The sequence below is a fragment of the Micromonospora citrea genome, from assembly GCF_900090315.1.
GTDB classification, from domain to species: domain Bacteria; phylum Actinomycetota; class Actinomycetes; order Mycobacteriales; family Micromonosporaceae; genus Micromonospora; species Micromonospora citrea.
On sequence record NZ_FMHZ01000002.1, the window covers coordinates 6,079,576 to 6,093,463 of the forward strand.

Annotated in this window: 11 protein-coding genes; 3 read left to right on the forward strand and 8 right to left on the reverse strand. The window is 73.2% G+C overall.

All coding sequences use genetic code 11. From position 1 onward, the window contains the following. Positions 1 to 47: 47 nt before the first annotated feature. Genes lsrF through GA0070606_RS27830 form a run of 5 tightly spaced genes read right to left on the reverse strand, consistent with a single transcriptional unit; the run spans position 48 to position 5,628 of the window. Positions 48 to 935, reverse strand: coding sequence for a 3-hydroxy-5-phosphonooxypentane-2,4-dione thiolase (lsrF, locus tag GA0070606_RS27810; RefSeq protein WP_091106193.1), 888 nt, complete (start codon positions 933 to 935; stop codon positions 48 to 50). Continuing rightward, a complete protein-coding gene (locus GA0070606_RS27815) occupies positions 928 to 1,944 on the reverse strand; it encodes an ABC transporter permease (protein ID WP_091106195.1) in 1,017 nt (338 codons plus the stop codon). The genes lsrF and GA0070606_RS27815 overlap by 8 nt, the downstream gene beginning before the upstream one ends. Then, a complete protein-coding gene (locus GA0070606_RS27820) occupies positions 1,941 to 2,900 on the reverse strand; it encodes an ABC transporter permease (RefSeq protein ID WP_091106198.1) in 960 nt (319 codons plus the stop codon). The genes GA0070606_RS27815 and GA0070606_RS27820 overlap by 4 nt, the downstream gene beginning before the upstream one ends. Continuing rightward, positions 2,897 to 4,429, reverse strand: coding sequence for a sugar ABC transporter ATP-binding protein (locus tag GA0070606_RS27825; protein WP_091106200.1), 1,533 nt, complete (start codon positions 4,427 to 4,429; stop codon positions 2,897 to 2,899). The genes GA0070606_RS27820 and GA0070606_RS27825 overlap by 4 nt, the downstream gene beginning before the upstream one ends. Before the next feature lie 26 nt (positions 4,430 to 4,455). Next, complete coding sequence (locus GA0070606_RS27830) at positions 4,456 to 5,628, reverse strand: ABC transporter substrate-binding protein (protein ID WP_218106071.1); 1,173 nt, start codon at positions 5,626 to 5,628, stop codon at positions 4,456 to 4,458. Between the two features lie 230 nt (positions 5,629 to 5,858). On the opposite strand from GA0070606_RS27830, the gene GA0070606_RS27835 reads away from it, so the two are divergent. Next, entirely contained in the window at positions 5,859 to 6,602 is a 744-nt protein-coding gene (locus tag GA0070606_RS27835; protein ID WP_091106202.1) for a GntR family transcriptional regulator, read from the forward strand. A gap of 94 nt (positions 6,603 to 6,696) precedes the next feature. Here the strand turns inward: GA0070606_RS27835 and helR are convergent, their stop codons facing one another. Then, positions 6,697 to 8,853, reverse strand: a complete 2,157-nt coding sequence (gene helR, locus GA0070606_RS27840) for an RNA polymerase recycling motor ATPase HelR (RefSeq protein WP_091106203.1) — start codon at positions 8,851 to 8,853, stop codon at positions 6,697 to 6,699. Between the two features lie 777 nt (positions 8,854 to 9,630). Between helR and GA0070606_RS27845 the strand changes: the two genes are divergently transcribed. Next, the gene (locus tag GA0070606_RS27845) at positions 9,631 to 10,503 is read left to right on the forward strand and encodes a class I SAM-dependent methyltransferase (protein WP_091108271.1); all 873 of its coding nucleotides are present in this window, start codon (positions 9,631 to 9,633) and stop codon (positions 10,501 to 10,503) included. 6 nt (positions 10,504 to 10,509) lie between these two features. Here the strand turns inward: GA0070606_RS27845 and GA0070606_RS27850 are convergent, their stop codons facing one another. Beyond that, positions 10,510 to 11,661 carry an FAD-dependent monooxygenase gene (locus GA0070606_RS27850; RefSeq protein WP_091106204.1) on the reverse strand — a complete coding sequence of 384 codons (1,152 nt, stop codon included), beginning with the start codon at positions 11,659 to 11,661 and terminating at the stop codon, positions 10,510 to 10,512. Positions 11,662 to 11,720: 59 nt separating this feature from the next. On the opposite strand from GA0070606_RS27850, the gene GA0070606_RS27855 reads away from it, so the two are divergent. Continuing rightward, a complete protein-coding gene (locus tag GA0070606_RS27855) occupies positions 11,721 to 12,344 on the forward strand; it encodes a TetR/AcrR family transcriptional regulator (RefSeq protein ID WP_091106205.1) in 624 nt (207 codons plus the stop codon). A 335-nt stretch (positions 12,345 to 12,679) separates the two neighbouring features. Here the strand turns inward: GA0070606_RS27855 and GA0070606_RS27860 are convergent, their stop codons facing one another. Further along, the gene (locus tag GA0070606_RS27860; protein WP_141721865.1) at positions 12,680 to 13,573 is read right to left on the reverse strand and encodes a hypothetical protein; all 894 of its coding nucleotides are present in this window, start codon (positions 13,571 to 13,573) and stop codon (positions 12,680 to 12,682) included. Between the last annotated feature and the right edge of the window lie 315 nt (positions 13,574 to 13,888).

A 13,888-nucleotide genomic window follows, 5' to 3' on the forward strand; every position in this document is an offset into this window, starting at 1 on the left:
GGGTGTGGGGTGCGGGCCCGCGCCGGGTCCCGCACCCCTGGGGTTGGTCAGGAGGCGGCGGAACCGGCCGACAGCTCGCGGAAGAGCTCGTGGGCGTCCTCGGGCCGCGCGTCGTCGTGCACCACGGCGCGGACCGCGGCGAGCATCGCCGCGGGGTGCTCGCTCTGGAAGATGTTGCGGCCCATGTCCACGCCCGCGGCACCCTCCTGCATCGACCGGTACGCCATCGTCAGCGCGTCGATCTCGGGGAGCTTCTTGCCGCCGGCGACGATGATCGGCACCGGGCAGCTGGCGGTCACGGTCTCGAAGCCCTCGTTGACGTAGTACGTCTTGACGATGTGCGCGCCCATCTCGGCGCTGATCCGGGTGGCCAGCCGGAAGTAGCGGGCGTCGCGGACCATGTCCTTGCCGACCGCGGTCACGCCCAGGACGGCGATGCCGTGCCGCTGGCCGGCGTCGACCAGCTTGGCCAGGTTCGCCACCGACCGCGACTCGTGCTCGCCGCCGATGAACACCTGGATCGCCAGGGCCGCCGCGTTGAGCCGTACCGCGTCCTCGATGTCGAGCGCGATGTGCTCGTCGGAGAGGTCCCGCAGCACGCTCGGGCCGCCGCTGGCGCGCAGCACCACGCCGGCCGTGCTCCGCGACGGGATGCTGGTGCGCAGCGCGCCCCGGGTCATCATGATCGCGTCGGCCTGCGGCACGAGCGGGGCGATGTTGGTGTCGATCCGCTCCAGGCCGGCCATCGGGCCGAGGAAGTAGCCGTGGTCGAAGGCCAGCATCACGGTGCGGCCGTTGTCGGGTCGGAAGATGCGGGCGAGCCGGTTCTGCAGCCCCCAGTCCTGCGCATGGGCGCCCTTGACGTGGAAGTGGGTGGCCGCGCGCTCGCCGCCGGTGAAGGTGCGGGCGTCGAGCAGACCGTCGGTGTCAGCCATGGGTGTTCTCTCCTGTGGTTGTTGCGGCGGTGACGGCGGTCGCGGGACGCGGCCGCCGCCGGGGTCGGGGGCTGGTGGCGTCGCGGAGCGTTCCGCCACCGGCGAGGAAGAGGACGAACAGCACCAGCGCGCCCTTGAGGAGGTTCTGCGCGGCGGTGCTCCAGCCCACGAGGTTCACCAGGCCGTCGAGCAGGATGAAGAAGAGCGCGCTGCCCCAGATGCCCACCGGTACGGCGCGACCGCCCGAGATGAGCGTCCCGCCGATGACGACGACGGCCACCGAGTCGAGCAGGTACCGGGTGCCCAGGTCGGGCGAGGGGGCGATGTACGCCGCCAGCAGGGCGCCGGCCAGGCCGGCGAGGGCGCCGCTGGCCAGGTAGGTGGCGGCGAGGATCCGGGCGACCGGAATGCCGGCCCGTTCCGCGGCCGGCCGGCTCTGGCCGAGGGCGAGCAGCGACCGCCCGTACGTGGTGCGGCTGAGCAGGGCGACGACCACGGCGGTGAGCACGGCCACGGCGACCGCGAGCACCGGTACACCGGCGGGGCGCAGGTTGAGCAGTCGGCGCAGCCCGTCGTCGGGCACGGCGGTGAAGCCGTCGGCCAGCGAGAGGGTCAGCGACGAGGCGATCAGCCCGGCCGCCAGGGTGGCGATGATCGGGGGGACGGAGAGGCCGAGGATGGCCAGCACGCTGATCACGGCGACGGCCAGACCGGCACCGATTCCCGCCAGGACGCCCACCGCCACCGACCCGGTCGACGCGGTCGTCCCGACGGCGACGAATCCGGCGAGCGAGACGATCGGGGCCACCGAGACGTCGATGTTGCCCGGCCCGGCGGTGATCACGAGCATCTGGCCCAGGCCGACGATGACCAGGTACGGCGCCAGCGACAGCGCCAGGGAGACCGTCTGCCCGCCGCCCTGGCTGGACATCGCCAGGATGGTGGCCCAGACGAGCGCGGCGGCCACGAAGCCCCAGATCCAGGGGCGGGCGAGGGTACGGAGGATCATCGGAGCACCTTTCCGACCACGACCCGGCCGGCGAGCACGGCCAGCACGATCGCGCCCTGGACGGCCGACTGGAGGTTGGACGGCACGTCGAGCAGGCTGAGGACGACACTGACCAGACCGAGCGTCACGCCACCGATGGCGACGCCCCACGGCACGGCGTTGCCGCCCCGGAAGGAGCCCCCGCCGAGGATTACCGCGGCGACAGTGATCAGCGTGTAGCTGGAGGCGGACGAGACGTCGCCCCCGCCGGTCTGCGAGGCCAGCAGGAGACCGGAGAGCACACCGAGCGTGCCGGCCGCCGCGTACGCGACGACCCGGGCGGCCAACGGGCTCAGGCCGGCCCGTCGCAGCGCGACGGGGTTGCTGCCGAAGGCGCGGACCCGTACCCCGACGGAGCCGCGGGAGGCGAGCAGCCAGACCAGCACCGACACAACCAGGATCGGCAGCAGCGGCGCCGGAAAGCCGGCCGGCGCCCAGGACCCGAAGGTGGCCAGCCACCGCGGCGTGCTCCCGCCCGGGGTGGGCAGGGCGAACAGCCCGAGCCCCAGCCACACGAAGGAGGCGCCGAGGGTGGCGATCAGCGACGGCACCCGGCGCAGGTGGATCAGCGCTCCCAGCAGCGCGTACGCGGCCACGAGACCGATCAGGAGCAGCACGCCGGTGCCGGGCTCGGTTACCAGCCTGGTCGCGGTGACCACGGTGACCAGACCGACGAAGTTGCCGATGCCGAGGTCGATGTCGCCGACCGACATCAGCATCATCTGGGCCTGGGCGGCGATGACCAGCGGGACGGTGGCCGAGAGGATCAGGGTGAGGCCGGTCACGGTCAGCACGTCCGACTGCAGCGACGCGCAGACGACGACCATCGCGAACATGGCGACGGTGCTGACCATGGCCGGCGCGAGACGGCGCAGTTGGGCCCGTGGCGGCACGGCCGCCACGACGAGGTTGGTCATCGTCGTTCTCCCGTGGACTCGGCGAAGGAGACGGCGATGATCCGTTCCTCCGAGATCTCTTCGCCGGCCAACTCGGCGACGACCCGGCCGGCGCGGAGCACGTAGACCCGGTCGCAGTGGGCCATCTCGGCGTTCTCGCTGGAGTACCAGACGACGCTGCGGCCGTTGGCGGCCTCCTCGCGGATGAGCGCGTAGAGGTCGGTCTTGGTGTGCACGTCGACCCCGCGGAACGGGTCGTCGAGCAGGACGAGGTCGGCCGCGGAGGCGAACGCCCGGGCGACGATGACCTTCTGCTGGTTGCCGCCGCTGAGCTCGGTCATTCCCGCGTCGGCGCCCCCGCGGATGACCAGCCGCTCCACCCAGCTCCGCACCGCCGCGCTCTCCTCGGCCCGGCGGCGGAGGCCGTACCGGGCGAGGTCGCGCATCGCGGTGACGACGAGGTTCTCCGCCACCGACCACAGCGGGAGCACGCCGGAGCGCTGCCGGTCGCCCGGCACGTACGCGCGGCTGCCACGCACCGTGGTGTCCCTGCGGACCGGGCGCCACAGCCGTTCGAGCACCTCCTGCTGGCCCTGCCCGGCGAGTCCGGCGAGGCCGACGACCTCGCCCGCGCCGACCCGGACCGACACGTCGTTCAGGCCCTGGCCGTTGGCGCTGCGCAGCTCGGCGACCATCGGACGGTCGCCGGTCGGTGACGCCGTGGTGGGCGCGGGGTCCGCCGGGGCGGCCACCTCGGCCCCCATCAGGGCGAGCACGTCGTTCTCGCTGAGCCCGACCGCGGGCCGGTCCGCCACGACCGCTCCGTCGCGCATCACAGCGACCCGGTCGGCCACCGACAGCACCTCGCGGATGCGGTGCGAGATGAGCAGCACGGCCGAGCCCCGCGCGGTGAGGGTGCGGACGTGGTCGTAGAGGGAGCGGGCGGCGTCCGGGCCGAGAGACTCGGTCGGCTCGTCCAGGATCAGCAGGTCGAGTCGATCGACCAGGCTCGCCCGGGCGATCTCCACCATCTGGCGGCGGGCCAGGGTGAGGTCCGCCACCCGGTCGCGTGGCGCCACCCCGTGGCCGGGGAACATCTCGTCGAGCCGACGCCGCACCGCGGTGCTGGCCGCCCGCCGCCACCGCAGCCGGGGCAGGCTGTGCCGGGACGAGATCCAGATGTTCTCCGCGACGGTGAGGTCGGGGCAGAGCGACGTCTCCTGGTAGGCCATCCGTACCGCGCGGAACTCAGCGGCACCCGGTCTGACGTCGCGCGGTGCCTCCTGTCCGCCAACGGTGACCACGCCCTCGTCGCACGCTTCGAGGCCGGCGAGGACGCGCATCAGCGTGCTCTTGCCGGCGCCGTTGTGGCCGACGAGGCCGAGCACCTCGCCGGCGCGAACCTCCAGGTCCACGCCCGTGAGTGCCCGGGTACGTCCGTACGTCCTGGTCACCTGCCGTGCGGTGACGACCGGTGGCGCCTTCGACGGCTCCCGGCCGCCCGCCGGTGGAGTCGCGAGCGACCCCACCGGCAGGTTGTCGACGTGCATGATCCGCTCCTTCGGGGGTGTCCCGGTCAGCCGGCGGCCGACGGGATCGGCGGCTGGACCGGGGCGCTGCCGGTCTTGACGGCCTCTACCTGCTTGCGGAAGAGCTCCTGCGTCCACGGCCAGGCGGCGTACTCGTCGGGCTTGAGCGCGCTGGCCCAGGCGGCGACGTCCTTCTGCTCCACGAGCACGATCGGGAAGGTCAGCTCCTTGGGGATGTCCTTGCCGTCGAGCAGGTCGATCGCCTCCCAGAGGGCGGCCACCGACTGGCCCGGGTCGGACATGACGGCGACCGAGCCGTTGTCGAGCTTGCTGTCCTTCCAGTAGCTCAGTGCGCGGCCGTTGGTCTCGAAGGTGAGCGCCGGAATCGGCTTGCCGGCGGTGGTGAACGCCTGGGCGATGCCGTAGCCGTCGCCGCAGCCGATGACCCCGTCCACCTTCGGAACGCTGGACAGCACGCCGAGCACGGCCTTCTGCGCCTTGGCGCCGTCGCACATTCCGTTGACGGTCGCGGCGACCTTGACGTCCGGGTTGCGGGCCAGGATCTCCTGCGTCGTCTTGTACATCTCCTCCTCCGGCTGGGAGCCGACGACGCCCCGGCTGACGATGACGGTGCCCTTGCCGCCGATGCCCTTGACCAGTGGTTCGGCCGCGGCGGTAGCCCAGTCCTTGAAGCTGTTGAGCAGCACGTGGGCGCAGGGCGCGTCGATTGCCGAGTCGAAGACCACGACCTTGATGCCGGCGTCGCAGGCCTGCTGGACGACCGGCTTGAGCGCGGTGGGCGAGGCCGGGTCGATCAGCAGGGCGTCGGGCTTCTGCAGCAGCAGGCTCTTGATCTGGGCCACCTGCTCGGTGGCCGAGTTCTCGCCGGGCGCGTTGACGACCTTGAACTTCCCGATCAGCCCGTCCTTCTGGGCCTGGCTGGCGGCGGCCTCGAACTTGGCGATCATCGTCTGCCGCCAGCCGTTGCCGATGAAGCCGTTGCTGAGCGCGATGAACGGCTTGTCGCCGCCGGCGCTTCCGCCGCCGTCGTTCGAGCCGGAGCCGCAGCCGGTGGCCGTGACCGCGATTGCGGCCACGAGCGAGGCTGCGGCTGCGGCGTGCCAGCGCCGGGGTGTGTGGTGGGTGCGCATGGTGGGGGCCTCCAGGAAGAGCGGGCCCGCCGGAGCGGGACGCGGTGTGCGCAGGTCGCCTGCCGCCACGGGGGTGGAGCAAGGTGCAGTTATTACAGACCTGTAGTGACAGCCGCGCTAGGCCTGGATTAAAAGCGTGTTACACGTCACAGTGTTGTTGGTAACAGAGGCATCACGGCCTGGTGTTTTGCCGGTGGTCGCCTGACGCGCTCTGCTTGCGCCCGTCGAATGGACGACTCTCCTGTAATGACAAGACCGTCGGCATGGCATGCTGTAGCCGATCGATGAGAAGGGGATCCATGACGATGACCTACCGGCGGTTGACCCGTGACGGGGGAGAACCGCTGTGGATGCAGCTGATGCGAGCGCTGCGCAGCCAGATCGAGTCGGGCGAGGTCGGGCCGGACCAGCCGCTGCCCTCCGAGGCGGAGTTGAGCGACATCTTCGGCGTCTCTCGGACCGTCGTCCGGGAAGCGCTGCGTGAGCTCGTCCAGCAGCGGATGATCTACAAGGTCAAGGGACGGGGCGCCTTCGTCGCTCCCCGCAAGACCGAGCTGCACTTCGTCGGCTCGGTATCCGGATCCGCCCACGATCTTCGGGAGGCCGGCCGTCGGGTGGCCACCCACACCATCAGCCAGAGCCTCGGCGAGGCGGACCAGCGCGAAGCCGAACTGCTGCAGATCCCCTACGGCGAGCAGGTCGTACGGATGCGCAGACTGCGGCGGGTCGACGGGCAGCCGTGGCTGCTCGTCGACACCGCCCTGCCAGCTCGCCTGGTGCCCGGGTTGGAGCGTGCCGTGCTGGAGAACCAGTCGCTCTACGACGTCCTGCGCCGTCGGTACGGGTTGGAGGCCGCTGCGGCCGACCGCTGGATCGAAGCGGTCTTTCCCAGCCCGGAGGACGCCGTGTTGCTCGAGGTCACCAGCTCAACGCCCCTGCTCGGCATCGAGTCGGTGGCCTGGCTGCCCGACGGCACCCGCTTCGAGGCCTACTACGCGCTGCACCGCAGTGACCAGACCCGGTTCTTCGTGGGCATCCGCTGACCTCGGCGCGCTCCTGACCGTTCCCGAGCGTCGGAGCCTGCGCCGGCGAGCGTCGGCGCAGGCGTGGTGAGGGCGCCCCGTGGCGTCGCCCCCGTCAGGAACTGGTGAGGACGACGAGCTGCTGGGTCGCCCGCGTCATCGCGACGTAGCGGTCGACAGCTCCCTCGATGCCCTCGCCGAAGTCCTGCGGGTCGACGAGGACGACCAGGTCGAACTCGAGTCCCTTCGCCAGCTCCGGGGTCAGCGACCGCACGCGGGGCATCGCCTGGAAGGCGGGAGCGCCGATGACGCAGGCGGTCCCCTCGGCACGGGCCGCGAGCCACGCGTCGAGGACCGACCCGAGTTCGGCGGCGGCTCCGTGCGCGACGGGGATGTCGCTGCTGCGTACGGAGGTCGGCACGTTGGCGTCCGGGAGCACGGCCCGGATGACCGGCTCGGCCTCCGCCATGACCTCCTTCGGCGTCCGGTAGTTGATGCTCAGGGACGCCACTTCGATCCGGTCGAGCCCGATCCGTTCGAGCCGCTGCCGCCACGACTCCGTGAACCCGTGCCGGGCCTGGGCGCGGTCCCCGACGATGGTGAAGCTCCGGGACGGACAACGCAGCAGCAGCATCTGCCACTCGGCGTCGGTCAGTTCCTGGGCCTCGTCCACGACGATGTGCGCGAAGGGGCCGGCGAGCAGGTCCGGCTCGGTGTCGGGCAGGACGCTCCCGTCGACCAGGGCGTCCTGGAGGTCCAGTTGGCGCAGGCTCGACAGCACACCCTCGCCGTCGTCGTAGGCGTGGGCCTCGATCAACTCGTCGACGACCGTGGCCATGCGCTCCCGTTCGACGGCGACGATGGCCTCGTGCCGCCGGTTGCGCCCGGACGCCTCCGGGTCGCCCAGCCGCTGCCGTGCCGCGTCCAGCAGCGGCAGGTCCGACACCGTCCAGGCCCGGGCGTCCGCGCGCTGCAGCTTGCGGATCTCGTCCCGGCTGAGCCAGGGGGCGCACCTGCGCAGGTAGGCGGGCACCGACCACAGGTCCGACACGATGTCGGCCGCGTCGAGCACCGGCCAGGCGCGGTTGAATGCCGCGCGCAGCTCCCGGTTGCGCAGCAGCGACCTGCGGACCAGGTCGTCCGGCTCGTCGCCGTCGTACCTCTCCGTCAGGATCGTGAGCAGTTCCTCCCAGATCTCGTCACGCGCCTCGTTGTGCGGGGTGCCCGGATCCGGTGCCTCGAACGCCTCCGCCCAGTCGTCGGCGCGCAGCCGGATGTCGGAGTCGTCGGTCGTCACCGTCATCCCCGTGGTGGGCGGCTCCTCGTAGAACCTGACGGCCGCCTCGACCGCCTTCACCAGGTCGGCGGACGACTTCAGCAGGGCCACGTCCGGATCGGTTTCCGTGGTGGCGTTGGCATCCTCGGGGACCAGGTCGCGCAGGGTGCAGATCTGCACGTCCTCCTCGCCGAGGCTGGGGAGCACGTCGGCGACGTAGGCCAGGTAGGGCCGGTGCGGGCCGACGAACAGCACACCGCCCCGGCGCTGCCGCAGGCGTGGGTCGGAGTAGAGGAGGTAGGCGGTGCGGTGCAGGGCGACGACCGTCTTCCCCGTGCCGGGACCGCCGTCGACGACGAGCGCGCCGCTCGATCCCGCGCGGATGATGGCGTCCTGATCGGCCTGGATCGTGCCGAGCACGTCGCGCATCCGGTCGGAGCGGCTGCCGCCCAGGCTGGCGATGAAGGCGGACTGGTCGTCGAGCACGGCGGCGTGGCCCTCGAACCCGTCCGGCGTGAACACCTCGTCCCAGTAGTCGGTGATCCGGCCGCGGGTCCAGCGGTACCTGCGGCGGCTCGCCAGACCCATCGGGTTGGCATGGGTGGCGCCGAAGAACGGCTCGGCCGCGGGTGAGCGCCAGTCGAGCAGCAGTTGGCGGCCCGCGCTGTCGGTCAGACCACGTCGTCCGATGTACACGGTCTCGGAGTCGTCCGCCCTGACCATGTGCCCGAGACACAGGTCCAGACCGAAGCGATCCAGTGCGCGCAGGCGGGCGGTCAGCCGGCGGATCTCCTGGTCCCGGTCCACCGCCTGCCGGCCCTTGCCCCCGGGAGCCCTGCGTGCGGCGTCGAGGCGATCGGTCAGATCGGTGGACAACTGCTCGAGGCTCTCCGCGAGGGCCGCGAAGTGCTGTTCGTCGCGGGCGATCAGCGCCGGATCGGCCTTCTGGGCGTGGCGGTCGGAAAGGTCGAACACGGCGGAGGTCAGGAAACGCAATTCACAATTCCGATCTGAGGTCATTTCTGTTTCCCGGGTGGGTGGGCGAGGAACCGCATTCGCGGCGTGACGAATCTGGCGGCGGCGAAGGCGGCACGGGCCCGTCGCCGTCGCCCGTTCAGGTGGCCAGGGTCCGCCGGATCCGCGTCACGGGCCCCGGCCCGGCGCCTCGGCCGCTGGCCAGGCCGGGTCCACCGACGACGGCGGCGCGCTCGTCAGCGCGTGGACCGGCCGGGGCGGGCCACCGGCACGCGCCCGGCGAACTCGGCGCGCACACCCACGCCCCGGCACCGGGCGCGCGAGCGCACCGCGCGCCCGGTGCCGGGGCGCCCCGCACGCGCACCTCGCCGTCCGAGCCGCGGTCGGACGTCCTCCTGTGACCCAGGGGTCGATAACAACACACGCATTTCGCGACGTCCATTCCTGTGGGTTCCGGCTCAGGCGGACGATTCTGCGGCACGACCCGGGTCTTGCCGCAAGCCCCCGGGTGCGCTATACATTACGAGTGGGAGGGATTGTGCTTCCTCCAAAGGTCGGCACATTCAGCCGCGAGAGAGTCCTCAATTTCCCCGGGCGAGGCCGGCCCGGCGTCGGCGAAGAGCGCTCCGATCCTCACCAGGTTCGCCGACGCGCCGGCCGCGCGCCGGACGGAGGCCCGCAGCGCCCGCCCGTGCGAAGGTCGAACTCTGGTGGGCCTGGTCGCCGACGGCTGCCACGGGCGGACGTGCTCGACGGTTCCGGGCTGCCGGCGACCAGCCCCGCACGAGCGGAGTGGACATGCCCGACGGATGGCAGTGGGACCCGACGTTGTTCCAGGGCAGCGCGGCCTACTACGAACGGGGCCGCCTGCCGTACGCGCCGCGGTTCGCCGAGCGGCTCGCCGAGGAGTTGGCGCTGGACGGTTCCGGCCGGCTCCTCGACGTCGGCTGCGGGCCTGGCACCGCGACGCTGGCGCTGGCGCCGTACTTCGTGGCGGTCGTCGGCGTCGATCCCGACCCGGACATGCTGGTCGAGGCCGGTCGCCGCGCGCGGCGGCTCGACGTCGGCAACGCCCGCTGGGTGGCGGCGCGGGCCGAGGAGCTGCCGGCCGGCCTGGGGGAGTTCCGGGCGGTGATGTTCGCGCAGTCGTTCCACTGGACCGACCGGGACGAGGTCGCCGCGGTGGTGCGCGGGATGCTCCCGCCCGGCGGGGCCTTCCTGCACATGAGCGACCGCAAGGGGCCGCCGACCGAACCGGCCGGGCTGCCGCACCCGGCCCCGCCGTCGGGGCCCGTCGCCGCGCTGGTGCGCAGCTATCTGGGCGAGGTGCGCCGGGCCGGGCGGGGCGTGCTGGTGGACGGCACGCCGGGCGGGGAGGAGCACGTGCTGGCGCGGGCGGGGTTCGAGGGGTTCCGGCGGCTCATCGTGCCGGCCGGCGCGGTGGTGGAGCGCTCCGCCGACGACGTCGTCGCGAACGTGTTCTCCCGCTCGGACTCGGCGCCGCACCTCTTCGGAGACCGGCTGGGCGCGTTCGAGCGGGACCTGCGCCTCCTGCTTCGCGAGACGTCGCCGGGCGGCGTCTTCGCGGAGCGGGTGCCGGACACCGAGATCAAGATATGGCGGCGGCCGGTCGCCGCACGCCGGCGCCGGGGCCGGCGACCCTCGTCGTGAGCGTCCCTACTGCGCACGCCACGTGGCGGCCAGCAGGCGGGTGGCGAGCTGAGGCGGCACGGCCCGCAGCAGGGCGTCACGCAGCCACGCGGCGCCGCCGGTCCGCGAGGTCATCCGCGACTGCCGGGACGCCGCCGCCATGAGGCGGCTGGTGCGGGGCCGGCGTTCGGCGTCGTAGCGACGAAGTCGATCAGGAACGTCGACCGGGCGGGCGTCGGCGAGGTGCCGGGTCAACGCGGCCGCGTCCTCGAACGCCTGGCTGGCGCCCTGGCCGAGGTCGGGGGTCATCGCGTGGGCGGCGTCGCCGAGCAGCGCCACCCGGCCGACCGCGAACGACGGCAGCGGCTCGGCCAGGCGGGCGATCGCGTCGACGTGGACGTCCGTGGGCGGAGTGGCCTCGATCAGCGCCGGGACGGCCGGGTGCCAGTCCGCCATGAGGGAGAGGACCTGTCGGCGCGCCTCCTGCGCCGCAGGCGGGGGCCCGGCCAGCGCCGAGTCGGTGAACCAGTACAGGTCGCTCTCGCCGAGCGGGAACAGGCCGAACACGGCTCCGGTGCGACGGTCGACCATGATGCTGGCCAGCAGCTCGGAGACGTCCAGGCCGGCCGGCGTGGGCAGCACGCCCCGCAGGTCCAGCCGGCCGACCTGCCGCAGCCCCGGATGGTCGGGAAACAGCTGGCCGCGCAGGCCGCTGCCGATCCCGTCGGCCACGATCACGGCGTCGGCCCTGGTCACCCGGTGTCCCTCGGTGACGACGGCCACCTCGTTCCCGTGGGGCTCCAGCCGCCGCACCGGCGTGCCGGTCCGCAGCAGCGCGGTGGGCAACGGCGCGCGCAACGCCCGGTGCAGCCCCGCGCGGGACACCACGTGCGCCGCGCCGACCGACCGCTGTGCCTGAACGGCGTCCGCGACCAGCAGCGCCCTGCCGCGCCAGTCCCGTAACCCGCCGCTGGTCGCGCGTACCGCCTGGCCGCGCAGGTCGTCGCCCAACCCGAGCGCGTCCAGGGCGCGGGCGCCGTTGGGCATGATCACCACGCCGGTGCCCGCCTCGCGTAACTCGGCGCCGCGCTCGTACAGCGTCACCTCGTGACCGGCCCGGTGCAGCCCGACCGCCACCGAGACCCCACCCAGACCGGCACCGACCACCGCGACCCGCATGACACCCTCCCCTGAACCACTACGATCGTTCTACTACGGATATTGGATACCATGGAGCGATGCCGCCGACCAACCCCGGCCGTCGCCGAGCCCTGACCGACGCCGCCATCGACCTGCTCGCGACGTCCGGCGTCCACGGCGTGACGCACCGCGCGGTCGAGCAGGCCGCCGGGCTGCCCCCGGGCACCGCCTCCAACTACTTCCGCAGCCGCGAGGCGCTCCTGGTCGCCGCGGCGCGACGCATCGTTGACCTGCACCACGCCGACACGGACGGGTTCGCCCCCCGCGCGGGGACCGCCGAGGCACCCGCCGCGAGCGCGCCCGCCGGCACGAGCGCACAGTTGGCCGAGCTGCTGGCCGAGTCGCTGTTCGCGGCGGCGACCACACTGCGCAACCGCTACCTGGCGGTGTTCGAACTGCAGATGGAGGCGACACGGCGACCGGCGCTGGCCGCCGTACTGACCGCGTTGCAGGACAGCTCGTTCCGGCTCACCGCCGACCAGCACGCCGCACTCGGCCTGGCCATCCCCGCCGAGCGGATCCCCATCCTGGTCGCCCTCTACGGCGGGACGCTGTTCGCACTGGTGGCGGCACCGCCCGGGCACGTCAGCAGGGAACTCGTCGACGATCTCGCTTGGGCCATCGTGCGCGGCGCGCTGCCCGATCTCGACGTGGGTGCCTGACCGTTCTGGGGCACCCCCGGCCGATTCACCGTCGCTCACACAGGGGCGTCCACCTGCGCCGCCCGACGACGTGCGCGCACCGAGCGGCGCAGGTGGACGCGGCCGTCCAGCGTCACGGCCGCGGGCGCTGCCGGCCGCCGAGCGGCGGAGGTGGACACGGCGGTCGAGCGGCACGGCCGGGCGCCACGGCCGGGCGGCCGAGGTGGACACGGCGGCCGAGCGTCACGGCCGGTCGGTCGAGCGACACGGCGGCCGAGCGCCACGACCGGCCGGCCGCGCCGTCGGCGCTGGTCCGGCCGCTGCGGGTCAGGCGCCGGTGGTCCGGCCGCGGCGGGTCAGGCGCCGGTGGCCCGGCCGGCGCCGTAGCCGTGCCGCATCCGGAACCTCATCGGGTCCGTGCCCGTCGCCGTGACGTGGTCGATCAGCACGGTCCGCAACGGCTCGGGAAGCTCGGCGCGCGGCGGACGGGTCCACTCCAGGGACGTGAACAACTCCGCCGCGCCGTCGAGCTGTGCCGGAGTCGGTGACACCGACGCCAGGGCCTCGAAGATCAGCTCGGTCGGCTCGGCCAGCAGGAGGCGCTGGGGCGCCAGCTCGTGCCAGGGCGTGCCGTCCGGCTGACGGGGTGGGAAGCCGGCCCAGGCGAGAAGGGCCAGGACGCGCTCGACGGCGTCAGGGTGTCGGCGGGCCACCAGATCGACGAGTCGCTCCTCCGCGCCGGCCTCCCGGCGCGACGTGGCCGCCGCGACGGCGGTGAGGCCCCGCGGCGCGGCCGCCACCCACCGGGCCCGCCGGTCCTCCCGCTCGACGGCCGCACGGGCCAGGGACTGCTGGACGTCACGCGAGCCGGTCAGGCCCCGGCCGGCCAGCCACCGGGTGAGGGCGGACCCGTCACGAAGAGCCGCGTCGCAGTTTCCCAGGCCGCCCAGCGCGGCCTGGTGATGCAGCGTCCACAGGGCGAGCCGCCGGCCACCGGCTGCCGACACGAGGACCGTCGGCCAACCCGGGCACCGACAACGGTCCCCGGTGCCGCCGTCCACGACAGACAAAAGTCGGGCCAGCTCCGCGATGTCCTCGCCGGTCACCACGGTCCGTGCCGCGTCGGCGCGATCCAGCTCGTCTGGCGACGCCTCGACGATCACCACCTCGGCCGCCTGGGCGAGGACGCTCTCCAGCAGCGCCGTGGTCGGCGCGCCGTCCACATCGTCGGGCACCGTGGGGTCCGTCACGGCGGAGAGCGTACCCACCGGTCCCGCTCGCCGGTCGAGCCGGATCCGCGTGGTGGTCCGGTGTCGCCACGGCAGGGCGACCAGGAGCAGCCGGCCATCGCGTCGCCCGGTCGGGGCGACGCGCCGTCGTGGGGCGGGACACCGGCAAGCCGAGGACTTCGCTGTGACCCCCGTCACTTAACGCTGGTGGCGGGGGTGGCCGGCGTTTGCCCGCGGTCGGATCGGACGGGCCGGACCTGCGGCTCCGACAGATCCTCGGGCCGCTCGTCCCGCCGTACGCGCACCGCCGCCCCGCCGGCGGGGCGCTGTCGTGTC

Bases quoted from the DNA above. Each gene is read 5' to 3' on its own strand.
- lsrF (WP_091106193.1), bottom strand. From the start codon at position 935: ATGGCTGACACCGACGGTCTGCTCGACGCCCGCACCTTCACCGGCGGC.
- GA0070606_RS27815 (WP_091106195.1), bottom strand. From the start codon at position 1,944: ATGATCCTCCGTACCCTCGCCCGCCCCTGGATCTGGGGCTTCGTGGCC.
- GA0070606_RS27820 (WP_091106198.1), bottom strand. From the start codon at position 2,900: ATGACCAACCTCGTCGTGGCGGCCGTGCCGCCACGGGCCCAACTGCGC.
- GA0070606_RS27825 (WP_091106200.1), bottom strand. From the start codon at position 4,429: ATGCACGTCGACAACCTGCCGGTGGGGTCGCTCGCGACTCCACCGGCG.
- GA0070606_RS27835 (WP_091106202.1), top strand. From the start codon at position 5,859: ATGACGATGACCTACCGGCGGTTGACCCGTGACGGGGGAGAACCGCTG.
- GA0070606_RS27845 (WP_091108271.1), top strand. From the start codon at position 9,631: ATGCCCGACGGATGGCAGTGGGACCCGACGTTGTTCCAGGGCAGCGCG.
- GA0070606_RS27850 (WP_091106204.1), bottom strand. From the start codon at position 11,661: ATGCGGGTCGCGGTGGTCGGTGCCGGTCTGGGTGGGGTCTCGGTGGCG.
- GA0070606_RS27855 (WP_091106205.1), top strand. From the start codon at position 11,721: ATGCCGCCGACCAACCCCGGCCGTCGCCGAGCCCTGACCGACGCCGCC.